At 64.9% G+C, this 11,622-nt stretch carries 11 protein-coding genes; 8 read left to right on the top strand and 3 right to left on the bottom strand.

What is annotated here, in order from left to right:
* A partial coding sequence (locus tag E8A12_RS11735; RefSeq protein WP_293368868.1) for a Fic family protein occupies positions 1–978 on the bottom strand: 978 nt, incomplete at its 3' end.
* 201 nt (positions 979–1,179) lie between these two features.
* On the opposite strand from E8A12_RS11735, the gene E8A12_RS11730 reads away from it, so the two are divergent.
* From E8A12_RS11730 to E8A12_RS11710, 5 genes are all read left to right on the top strand, one after another.
* On the top strand, positions 1,180–1,401 hold the full coding sequence (locus E8A12_RS11730) for a hypothetical protein (RefSeq protein WP_293368866.1): 222 nt from the start codon (positions 1,180–1,182) through the stop codon (positions 1,399–1,401).
* Positions 1,332–1,523 (top strand): copper-binding protein, encoded by a 192-nt coding sequence (locus E8A12_RS11725; protein WP_363212020.1) that lies wholly within the window; start codon positions 1,332–1,334, stop codon positions 1,521–1,523. The genes E8A12_RS11730 and E8A12_RS11725 overlap by 70 nt, the downstream gene beginning before the upstream one ends.
* Before the next feature lie 466 nt (positions 1,524–1,989).
* Positions 1,990–2,712 (top strand): Crp/Fnr family transcriptional regulator, encoded by a 723-nt coding sequence (locus tag E8A12_RS11720; protein WP_293368864.1) that lies wholly within the window; start codon positions 1,990–1,992, stop codon positions 2,710–2,712.
* Between the two features lie 393 nt (positions 2,713–3,105).
* Positions 3,106–3,570: a response regulator gene (locus E8A12_RS11715; RefSeq protein WP_293368862.1), complete on the top strand. Its 465-nt coding sequence runs from the start codon at positions 3,106–3,108 to the stop codon at positions 3,568–3,570.
* A 180-nt stretch (positions 3,571–3,750) separates the two neighbouring features.
* Positions 3,751–4,266, top strand: coding sequence for a PEPxxWA-CTERM sorting domain-containing protein (locus E8A12_RS11710; RefSeq protein WP_293368860.1), 516 nt, complete (start codon positions 3,751–3,753; stop codon positions 4,264–4,266).
* Positions 4,267–4,926: 660 nt separating this feature from the next.
* Here E8A12_RS11710 and queF read toward each other — a convergent pair.
* Complete coding sequence (gene queF, locus E8A12_RS11705) at positions 4,927–5,382, bottom strand: preQ(1) synthase (protein WP_293368858.1); 456 nt, start codon at positions 5,380–5,382, stop codon at positions 4,927–4,929.
* A gap of 93 nt (positions 5,383–5,475) precedes the next feature.
* Between queF and E8A12_RS11700 the strand changes: the two genes are divergently transcribed.
* From E8A12_RS11700 to E8A12_RS11690, 3 genes are all read left to right on the top strand, one after another.
* The gene (locus tag E8A12_RS11700; protein ID WP_293368856.1) at positions 5,476–6,276 is read left to right on the top strand and encodes an SDR family NAD(P)-dependent oxidoreductase; all 801 of its coding nucleotides are present in this window, start codon (positions 5,476–5,478) and stop codon (positions 6,274–6,276) included.
* Positions 6,277–6,729: 453 nt separating this feature from the next.
* Complete coding sequence (locus E8A12_RS11695) at positions 6,730–7,923, top strand: outer membrane beta-barrel protein (RefSeq protein ID WP_293368854.1); 1,194 nt, start codon at positions 6,730–6,732, stop codon at positions 7,921–7,923.
* A gap of 238 nt (positions 7,924–8,161) precedes the next feature.
* Complete coding sequence (locus tag E8A12_RS11690) at positions 8,162–10,096, top strand: nucleoside-diphosphate sugar epimerase/dehydratase (RefSeq protein WP_293368852.1); 1,935 nt, start codon at positions 8,162–8,164, stop codon at positions 10,094–10,096.
* 558 nt (positions 10,097–10,654) lie between these two features.
* Here E8A12_RS11690 and E8A12_RS11685 read toward each other — a convergent pair.
* Positions 10,655–11,622, bottom strand: a 968-nt coding sequence (locus E8A12_RS11685; protein WP_293368850.1) for a DEAD/DEAH box helicase family protein, incomplete at its 5' end; no start/stop codon positions are given.

The following is an 11,622-nucleotide window of genomic DNA, read 5'->3' as shown; positions in this document are numbered from 1 at the left end:
CTTCGAGGAAGTCAGCTTGCCTTCGAAGCCGTTGAGTAGGCGATTGAGGACGAGGCGTTGGCGGTCGTTGATCTTCGCTGCCGCGTGCTTCCCCCAAAAGCGCGCCTTCGCCAGGACCGAGGATAGGATGATCTCCGCACGGCTGAAGGCGCGGTCGAGGCAGTCGAGGAACCAGTCGATCCAGGCCGTAATGTCGAGGTCGCCCTTTTGGGTGCGCTCCAGGATTTCATAGTAGGTTTTCCGCTCGGCGCGGATTTGCGCGGACATGCTGTAGAAGCGCCGCGGGCTTTGCTCCGACCTGGCGAGCGCGATGTCGGCAATGGCGCGAGCGATACGCCCGTTGCCGTCCTCGAAGGGGTGGATGGTGACGAACCACAGGTGCGCGACGGCCGCCGCAATCACCGGGTCCACATTTTCCTTGCTGTCGAACCAGGCCAAGAAAGCGCGCATTTCGGGATCGAGCTTTTCAGCTGGCGGCGCTTCGTAGTGGACGTGTTCGCGGCCTAAAGGACCCGAGACAACCTGCATCGGGCCGGCCTTACCGTCACGCCAGCCACCGACCTTGATCTTAGTCATGCCGCTACGCCCTGTTGGAAACAGTGCGGCGTGCCAATCGAATAAGCGCTTCTTCGTGAGCGGCGCGGCGTAATTTTGCGTGGCGTCGAGCATCATCTCGACGACGCCTTCGACGTTGCGATCGGCAGGCGTGAGCGCGCCGATGTCCATGCCAAGACGACGTGCGATGGAGGAGCGCACTTGTTCACGGTCGAGGATCTCGCCCTCGATCTCGCTGGATTTCAGGACTTCTTCGGTGAGGGATTGGAGAACGGCTTCAGCGCGTAGCTGAATGCCGAGGGCTTCCATGCGTCCGACGAGAAAACCCTGGCGATGACGGATGCTGGCGAGTTTCGCAGCGAGCTTGTCGTGGCTCCATACGAATTTCGGCCAGCCTTTGAGTTCGTGGATATATTGCGCCATTCCCCGCACCTTTTGCGGAGATTATAGCCGACTATCCCCGCAAAATGCAACTCGAATATCCGCAGGATATGCGGAGATTGGGTGTCCTAATCTCCGCAAAAGCTTAGCCGATCCCAACGATCCCATCCCCGCCGGCTACCTGCTGCTGCGCCGGCGTCGATCCAAAGCCGCTTCCACCTCTCAACCCCAAAGGAGTTTCCCATGAGAGCCTACCTGCTGGCCCTGGCCACCATCCTGACCTTCACCACCGCCGAAACCGCCATGGCACAGCCCGCGGCCACGCCGATGGCCGGGATGGCGGGCATGCCGGCCTCCGCCACGAAGACTGGCAAGGGAACCGGTGTCATCACCGGATCGACGCCGCGGCTGGCGCCCTCACCATCAAGCACCAGCCGATCACCTCGCTGGGCTGGCCGGCCATGACCATGGGCTTCAAGGCCAACCCGCCCTCGCTGCTGAAGGGCCTCAAGGTCGGTCAGAAGATTGGCTTCGACGCCAATCAAGGAAGCGGACTTCCTGAGGTCACGGCCATTCGGAGACCGTAGGCGCTGGGTAACCGCGCTCCAGAAGTCTCGCGAACGCATCTGGGACAGCGCGGAAGACTAGGAGCGTGGCTCGCGCCCTCGTTGGGCGCGCCACCCTCACTGCATAGTGCGGATCTCCACTCGACGCGCGGCGGCGCGCGGGGGTCGGCGCCGCCGAGTCAGCACCTCTCGCTCACCCTGCCAGACGGAGACGAAGGCGCAGCTCAAGTGCTCCGCCAGCATCGCGGTGGCGCGATCTGGCGTGTCCCTATCGGACTCCAGTTCAAAGGCCTCGAACGAGGTGGATGAACCGTCTCGCTTGCAGATGTAGAAGGTAAAGACTGGCATGATCAAACCCGCTGAAAATCAGGCGGGAGCGCAAGTGTCTCTCGGCCGCCGGCGCCCATGGAAACCACGGCCGGCGATATGGCACTCTACCACATAGGTTAGCTTGGCGAACATCGATTGCGAACTCGGAGTACGCCCCATGCTCGACGTCCTCGTCCGGAAGCTGCAGCACGGCGCCATCCTATCGCCGGCCGACATCGCCGCGCTTGAGCGCTCCGTGACGGCGGTCGAAGGGATCGCAGCTCGGGAGGACATGATCGCGGAAGGCGACCGGCCGGAATATGTTCATGTCGTCCTGGAGGGGGCCGCCTGTCGATACAAGCTCCTGGCGGATGGCAGCCGCCAGATCATGGCGTGGCTGGTCCCGGGCGATTTCTGCGATCTGCATGTCGCGATCCTGGGCAGCATGGATCACAATATCGGCGCGCTCAGCGACTCGAAGATCGCGCTGATCCGCCCCGAGGCGGTGGTGAAGTTGACGGAGACCAGTCCCGCGCTCAGCCGGGCGCTCTGGTGGGCCGCGCTGGTCGACGAGGCGATCCTGCGCGAATGGCTGGTTGGCATGGGCCGCCGCCCCGCTGACCGTCAGATCGCCCACCTCTTCTGCGAACTACGGGACCGTTTGCAGGCCGTCGGTCAGGCGCCTGGAAATGTGCTGAGGATGCCGGTGACCCAATTGCAGCTGGCCGACACCGTCGGCCTCACTAGCGTGCACGTGAACCGCACGCTCCAGGAGCTGCGGCGACGGGACCTCATAAGCTGGCGGGGCAGGTCGCTCACCATCAAGGACGTCGACGGGCTGCAGGCCTTCGCAGGGTTCGACGCGAACTATCTTCACTTGAGCAAGCGCGCTGTCGCCTGACCGGCCGCCCCGCACTGGGAGACTCAAGCTGGCCGCCGAGCCTCCGCCATCAAGCGCGCGGTCGTCGCTTGAGCATTGTCGTCGCCGGCCAGGCCGCGCCAGTGGCGAGCCATTTCCAGCCATTGCGCGCGGAGCGAATCCCCTGCGCTCTCGGTCCCGCGAGCTTCACACAGTTCAGCCTGTTGGTAGCAAAAGCTTGAGGACATCATTTCGAAATCTTGGCAGGCCAAGAGAAAAACGCGTCAAACATGAATTAGTATTTTGCATGAAGGTGCAATTCTCGGATTTTGTTTTGAGAAACGCTGAATTATTAAAGTACATCATCATGTGACGTCCTGACGCAGTGCTAGGGAGTCCAGGTGGTCGGGGGACTGTAGCTCCACAGGAGTCTTGATGTCCCCGACCGAACCAGCGGCTCTCTTGCTCTACGTTGAGGACGACACATTCCTCCATGAGATCATGGAGGCGAATCTCATCGAGGCCGGCTTCGCGGTGGAGACGGTGTCCAGCGGAGGCGCTGCGATTGCCGCGCTCGAGGCCGCGCCAGTTCGATTTCGAGGGTTGGTGACCGACATCGACCTTGGCAAAGGACCGAGCGGCTGGGCTGTGGCAAGGCGTGCGCGGGAACTCCTTCCGGAAATACCCGTCGTCTATGTTAGCGGCAACGGCAGCGAATGGGGTTCACAGGGTGTCCCAGAGAGCCTGATGCTGACAAAGCCCTGCGCGTTTGCGCAGGCGGCCGTCGCGATCTCAGCCCTAGTCAATGCTGGGCGACCAGCGCACGATCCGGCAAACCGAGGCCATGCGAATGCTGTCGGTGTGCTGTCAGCGTTGAGGACCAAGTCAGCTTCAACCTGAGCGCCGAGACATTGGACCTGGCCAAAGATGCAGGCCGCAATGCTCTACGCGACCGGAGAATTCCGGGGCGGGACACCAACCAACTACCGGATCATTCAGGAGGGCGAGATCGAGGTTTATCGCTATCCGGAGCCGCCCGCCCACTGAGCGCCTTGCGCAAGCGCTGGGCCGACTTCCCACATGATCTGGACCGGAACCGAACTCTACCACGCTCAGTACGGCAACGGGATTCAGCAGATCGATATCAACACCGGACAGGTGTTGTCCAACCAGTCCCAGCCCGACGTCGTGGGGATGTCCTTCGTCGGCGGCCAGATCTGGATCACCCAATGGTCCGGACGGGAGGTGGGCATCTGGAACCCAACGACAAACGCATTTACGCCGGAGTTCAGCACGCCCTCGAACGCCGGTGGCCTGGCCTATGACCCCACTGACGGGATCATGTGGGTAGGCTTGGAAGGCGGATCGGTCGTGCCCTACACCCTCGCCGGGGTACAGTTGAACGGTGGCTTCCAGCCATTTGGCGAGATCGATGACACCATCGACGGCTTGGCGTTCCTTGGCGAGTCGGCACCCAGCAACGGCGGTGGCGGCGGCATTCCCGAGCCGTCCTCCTGGGCCCTGATGGTGCTGGGCTTCGGCGGCCTCGGGGCGGCCCTTCGTTCGCGTCGCAGAATGGCTATGGCGGTCGCCTGATCTTCGGAAGGATTCCCACGACGAGCGCCGCTGGCCGCGAGGCTGGCGGCGTTGTCGTACCTGTTGCTGACCTGGATTGCGGTCGACTTCGGTCGACCACCGCGGTTGTAAGGTTGGCGGCGGCGCACCTGTCCTTCGAAGACGTCGGCAATTCGGGCGTCAGCGGGCTGGGCGATCAGCCAGGGGTGGGGGCCGAGAGGGATGTTTCGCCAGCTTCACACGCGACCGGAATGTTGCGGCTGATGCGGCCTGATCTGGCGAGATCCGAAGCAAAGCGATGAAGGGCCATCGGGCGACCCTGCAGATTCTTGCTGATGCGGAGATGGGTGCGATGGCGGCGGCGCCAGAAGGTCGCCGAGCCGCCGAAACACGACGGCCGGACGACGCGGGACGCCGTCCGGCCTGAAGTGACACGCCCGAGGAGAGATGGGCCTAAGCGTTATAGGCGCGATCAACGGTTTTGCAAAGCGCGAACAGGGCGATCCGACAGCAGCCGCGCGTTTCGCCTGAGAGGAGAATTGTCCGCCGCCAGTCCCTCGGACGCCTGCTCCGGGTTTCGTGATGAAAACGGATGGACCTCGACGAGTCCTGCTCGCCTTTGCCCAGTAATCGAAGCGCGGAACCGGTCCGTCGCCCAATAGACTTGCTGGAATTGGGGCCTCAGCCCCGGCCACGATAGGGCGCCACGCCTTGATCGGGCAGCCACAGGCCCTCCGGAGGGGCCCCGCTTTGCCAGAAGACGTCTATCGGGATTCCGCCACGCGGGAACCAATAGCCGCCGATGCGCAGCCAGCGCGGCTCGGCCACCTCGACGATCCGCCGTCCGATGGCCACTGTGCAGTCTTCGTGGAACGCCCCGTGGTTGCGGAACGACGCCAGATAGAGCTTGAGCGACTTCGATTCGATCAGCCACGCGCCCGGCGCGTAGTCGATCACCAGGTGCGCGAAATCCGGCTGGCCGGTCACCGGGCAGAGCGAGGTGAACTCCGGGGCTGTGAAGCGCGCCAGATAGAGCGTGTCGGCCTGCGGATTGGCCACGCGTTCGAGCACGGCCTCATCTGGGCTCGCAAAGCCCCGAACCTCGCGACCGAGCTGGGTCAGGTGGGTCTCGTCCATGGGCGCGGCTTTAGCCGCCGCGTCGGCCGCCCGCAACCGAGACAGCCGCGGCGCTTGCCGCTATCAAACCCGCAAACCAGGGTGGAGACGATCATGGCCGGCGGTGGATTCGAGGATTTCGTGGTGGTGGTGACCGGCGCCTCGACAGGTCTGGGCCGCTCGATCGCCGTGGAGACGGCGCGTCAGGGCGCCAAGGCGGTCGTCATCAACTACGCGCGCAGCCAGGCGGAGGCGGAGGAAACCGCTCGCCTGGTGGAGGCCAAGGGCGCCCAGGCCGTGCTGGTTCAGGGCGATGTCGCCTCCGACGACGATTGCCGCGGGATCGCCGCCGCCGCCGAGCCCTTCGGCCGCATCGACGCGCTCTTCAACAACGCCGGGACCACCAAATTCGCCAACCACGCCGACCTGGACAAGGTGTCGGGACAGGACTTCCTCGATCTCTATGCGGTCAATGTCGTCGGGGCCTATCAGATGGTCCGCGCCTGCCGCGCCCTGCTTGAAGCCGCGCCGCAGCCCGGCGCGGTGGTCAACACCGCCTCCATCGCAGGCGTGATCGGCATCGGCTCCTCGGTGCCCTACGCCGCCTCCAAGGGCGCGCTCACCACCATGACCCTGTCGCTGGCCCGCGCGCTGGCCCCAAAGATCCGCGTCAACGCGGTCTGCCCGGGCTTCATCGACACGCCCTGGTTCGGCAAGGGCCTGGGCGAGGCCGCCGCCGACCGCATCCGCGCCAACGCCGCGGCCAGCACGCCCTTGAAGGTCGCCTCGACCCCGGACGACATCGCCGCCTCGGCGGTCTTTCTGGCCTCGAAGGCCTCACGCCACGTGACCGGCGAGACCCTGCTGGTCGATGGCGGCTCCCACCTGGGCTACAGCGCCCTGGTCGCCCGCTGAGTCCTCAAAAAGAGCGCTGCGGCTTTCGGAAGCGCGATGTGGAGGCCGATGGCCGCCGCCGCCCAGGCGAAATGACGCTGGTGCGCCAGAGTTACGAACCAGGACAGATGGCGGACCGGCATGTCGTGAGCCGTGTCTGCGACCGTGATGGGCGTCGACGCCAAATATAGCAGAGCGATCCGATTCTGCCCGGACGCTCGCCCTTGCGGCGCGCGGACTGCGGAAATTCATCGCCTGAGTCTCCCCGGCGTCATTACATCTCCCTTATGCCCATGGGCGCCCAAACGAATGGCGCCTTTATGCTGGGACGCCTAAACATTCATCACTGCCCAGAAGCGCGGCAATAGCCGGTTAGCGAGCGTTGATCTCGGGGGGCCGCCCGCGACGATGTCCGGGCACGGTCCGGATCCAGTCAAACTGGACAGCGCAGGCCGGGAACAAGGGGATATACGAATGAAGGCTTTCAAGATCGCCAGCCTGACGGGCGTCGCGGCGCTGTCTCTGGCCGCCGCCGGCGCCGCTCGCGCCGACGACACGCCTCCGGCCGCCGCTGCGGCTCCGGCCGCGCCCGCCGGGCCGATGGCCCTGGCCTCGCCGTCGATGTCCGCTTCGTTGTCGTCGAACGCCGACCCGCTTAGCGCCGACCTCGGGCCGCTCGGCAAGATCTGGGTCAGCGGCCAGGTGACGGCGTTCGGGATGGCGCAGACCGCCGCGGGGCCACCCAGCGAAAAGCGGAAGGGCGACATCAGCAATGTGCAATTCGAGGTGCAGAAGACCGACGGCGTCTTCCAGTTCTATGTCCAGGCTGGCGACTACAACATCCCCTCGCTCGGGACGCCGGTCGCCACCTCGCCCCGCTTTACCGAGGAGACCTACAAGTACGTACCGGTCGCCTATATCAAGATCGTGCCCAACGCGGCGTTCAGCTTCGAGATCGGGGAGCTGCCGACCCTGATCGGCGCGGAATACACCTTCACCTTCCAGAACCTGAACATCCTGCGGGGCCTGCTGTGGAACCAGGAGCCGGCGATCAGCCGCGGCGTCCAGGCGAACTACACCAAGGGCCCTCTGGCTGTGTCCGTCTCGGTCAATGACGGCTATTTCTCCGAGCACTACAGCACGGTGTCGGGCCTGGTGACCTACACGGCCACCATGAAGGACACGATCGCCGTCGCCGCGTCGGGCAATTTCGACAAGACCTCGCGCTCGACCTTCGTGACCCCGGTCGCGCAGAACAACGGCACGGTGTGGAACGTGATGTACACCCACACCGAAGACAAATGGATGGTCAATCCCTACATCCAGTACACCACCACGCCGAAGGACGTCTCCTTCGGCCTGCCGAGCTCGGCCTCGACCTTCGGCGCCGCCATCCTGGGCAAATACTCCCTCACCTCGATGTTCAATGTGGCCGGCCGCGTGGAGTACATCTCCTCGTCGGGTTCGGACGTGAGCCTGCTCTACGGGCCCAAGAGCGACGCCTGGTCGTTCACCCTGACCCCGACCGTCCAGTTCAAGACCTACTTCGTGCGCGCCGAACTGGCCTATGTGAAGGTCGACGGCGGCGCCAAAGGCGCCCTGTTCGGGGCCTTCGCCAACAAGGACGAACAATCCCGCGCCTTGATTGAGACCGGCGTCCTGTTCTAGGGCATTCGCGCCTCTGGAGGCTTTCCGGAGAGCCGTCGCCCTCGCGGGCGGCGGCTTTTCCATTGCGTCAGAGATCGCTGCTTTCTAAGGTCGCGCGCTTGGCGGATGCGCATAGAATGTGCGCGGCTTGCAACAACCCACGCAGTAACACTTTATCCCGCCACTTTCGGTAGACGGTCGCGCACCCGGGGCTATGTTGACGATTCGAAGAGCTAACGGAGCGCGGCGCATGGAGCGGATGGCTTTTCGAGCCCAGACCATCGTCGCCGACGTGATCCTGGCCGCCATCGCCTTCACGCTCGCCTATTCCATTGCCTCCTCCGCATCGCCGTCGCTGGACCTCGTCACCAGCCTGCCGTCGCTGAACCTCGTGCAGTTGACCGTGCTCTACGCCGCGCTGGCCGGCGGCTTCAGCATGCTGTTCCGCCGCGAGCTGTCGCCCTGGCGCTACGCCTCGATCCCCGACGCGCTGGTGCTGGCCCGCGTCGCGGTCCTGACGATCGGCGTCTTCCTGATCTGGGTCTTCATCATCGACCGCGGCCGCGGCCTGCCGCGCTCGACCCTGCTGCTGGCGCCGATGTTCCAGATGGTGGGCTCCATGGGCGTGCGCATCCTGCGCCGCGCCCTGCACGAGCACGCGCTCGACAGCTTCTCACCGCTGAAGACCGTGGCCGACCGGATCACCCAGTCGCCCTCGCTCCTGCTCATCGGCCCGCCGTCCCTGGCCGACAGCTACCTGCGCGACATGGCCCGCAGCCACGACCGCACCTACACGCCCGTCGGCATCGTCGGTCCCGACCCGCGCGACGTCGGCCAGCAGGTGCGCGGCGTCTGTGTCATCGAGAGCCTCGAAAACCTCGACGAGGCCCTGGCCGATCTTCGCCGCTGGAACCGCTACCCGCGCGCCATCCTCTTCCTGGAGGAGCCGGGCCGCCTGAAGGGGCTCACCGCTGACCAGCTCGGCCGGCTGAAGACCGACGGCATCCGCCTGCTGCGCCTGCCCTCCATCGTCGAGCTCGCCCAGCACGACGGCGTCACCCTGCTGCCGATGCGCGACATCAACATCGAGGAGCTCTTGGCCCGCGAGCCCATCGAGCTCGACCGCGACGCCATCGGCGCCCTGATCCGGGGCCGTCGCGTCTTGGTCACCGGGGCCGGCGGCTCGATCGGCGCCGAGCTCTGCCGCCAGGTCGCCGCCTTCCATTGCGGCCACCTGACCATGCTCGACTTTTCCGAGACCTCGCTGTTCGAGATCGACCGGGAGATGAGCGAAACCCACCCGCATATGTCGCGTCAGGCGGTGCTCTGCGACGTCCGCAACGCCTCGCGGGTCACCCAGTCCTTCACCTCCGAAAAGCCCGACCTGGTGTTCCACGCCGCGGCGCTCAAGCACGTCTCGATGGTGGAACAGCACCCTTGCGAGGGCGTGCTGACCAATGTCATCGGCACCTGGAACGTGGCCGAGGCCTCCAAGGCCAGCGGCGCGGGCCAGATGGTGCTGATCTCCACCGACAAGGCCGTGGACCCGACCAATGTTATGGGCGCGACCAAGCGCCTGGCCGAGAGCGTCATCCAGTCCCAGCAGAACGCCGGCCAGGGCGCGCGTTTCTCCGCCGTGCGCTTCGGCAACGTCCTGGGCTCCGGCGGCTCGGTGGTGCCGATCTTCAAGTCGCAGATCGAGCGCGGCGGACCTGTCACCGTGACCCACCCGGACATGGAACGCTTCTTCATGACCATTCCGGAGGCCAGCCAGCTGGTGCTGCACGCCACTGCCACCTGCGCCGAGGGCGAAGGCCGCGAGGCGCGCCTGTTCCTCCTGGAAATGGGCGAGCCGGTGCGGATCATGGACCTGGCCCGCCAGATGATCGCGCTTTCCGGCCGCACGCCCGGCAAGGAGATCGAGATCGAGATCACCGGCCTGCGCCCCGGCGAGAAACTGACCGAAGCCCTCCTGGACGAGACCGAGCGCTCGCTGCCGTGCGCCCACAAGGTGCTGGAGGTGGTCTCCAACTCACCGGTGCGCATCTCGACGGCCCACCTGGAAGAGATCGAGATCCTGGCAGAGCGCGGCGATGTCGCCGCCGTGCGTCGTGCGCTCTTCGACCTGGTCGCCCAGATCCGCGGCGAACGCCCAGGCGCAACGCCTGCGCTGCGCGTGGTCGCCAACGGCTGAAGCCGGGCGGCTTTCCTTCGAAACGTCGGCGTCAGCTTCTCTTCAAGGCGCGCGCGAGCCGACGCTCGATCGCGGCAGCCAGCTTGTCGCGCACGTCCTCAAACAGCTTCGCCGGCAGCTTGCCGTAAGCGGCGGAAGCGGTGTCCCCGGGCGTACGCGGGCGAAGATCGGGGACCGGCCAAACGAAGCGGTTCGCTTCGGGGACGATGATCCAGGACCGTTCATCGTCGAGACCCAGACGACGCTTGGTTCCGACTAGACTGCGGAAATATATCATAAAAACAGTCTGTTACAAGCTATCAGAAAAACGTATGTGTCCAAAAGTGTGTGCAACAACCCCTTTGGACAGGCGCGTTTTGGGGACCGGGCATGCAGTGCTTTGCGGCCGCCGTCGGAATCTCAAGGGTGACTGGCCGGCGCTCCGAGCGGGCAGTTTGGTAGGCTCGGCAGGTCGCGTTTGGGGGGCGCTAATGCGGCCTAAAGGCGATCACCGGGATTGCGCCGATGATTGTTCGATCGTGTAGCCAAGCGCACGGTATCCGGCCCGTCGCTTCGCCGTCATGTGCGCGAGCATGGGCACCATCTCGTCGGCGTAGTCGACGACCAGAACCTCGGCCTTGCCATCGCGCTGTCTATGAAGCCGGCCCACATATTGCGCCAGCGTGCCTTTCCAGGAAAAGGCATGGTCAGGAACAGCGTGTCGAGCCGAGAATCATCGAAGCCTTCCCCGATATAGCGGCCGGTCGCTAGAATGAGCCGCTCCTGATCGTCCGCGACTTGCAGCGTTGCCTCCGACGCCTTGCGCTCGGCGGCTGACATCGCGCCGCGCAGGACGACGAGATTCCTGACGAAGCGCGAGAAGCGCTGCTGAAGGTAATCCAGGTGGTCCCGGCGCTCAGTCAGCACGATGGGGGAGCGCTTGGCCTCTAGGGCCTTCAGCACATCGTCGAAAATCAGATCGTTGCGGGCTTGGTCCTGCGCGAGCGCGGCATACACCGCGGGCATGGGCTGGCGGTCCAGTCCGGCCAAGGCTGGCGGCAACTGGAATTTCGTCGGTTTGATCGAGACACGATGGATGACGCCTCGCTCGGCCGCTTGGGCCCGCGCGCTGACCCTGTGCCGGACAGGCCCGCACTGCATGAAGATGATGGGGTGATGGCCGTCCTTGCGCGCCACGGTCGCGGACAATCCGAGCACGTACTGCGCCTTCGCCCGCCTGGCGACCAATTCAAAACTGGATGCGGAGAGGTGATGGCATTCGTCGACAACGAGATGACCGTAGTCCGCGACAAGGTCGGACACCTCGCCACGACGCACCAGGCTCTGTATTAGCGCGACATCGACGACGCCGGTCGGTTTCCGGCGCCCCCCGCCAATGGCGCCGATATCCTTTGCCTCGATCGACAGGAAAGCTTTGAGGCGCTCGCTCCATTGGGCGAGAAGCTCGCGGCGGTGGACGAGAACCAGCGTGTTTCGCGCGCGTCTGGCGATCAGAGCGGCGGCAACAACGGTCTTGCCGAAAGCGG

The sequence above is a fragment of the Phenylobacterium sp. genome, from assembly GCF_004799395.1.
GTDB lineage: Bacteria > Pseudomonadota > Alphaproteobacteria > Caulobacterales > Caulobacteraceae > Phenylobacterium.
This window is presented reverse-complemented; position numbering and strand designations above follow the sequence as displayed.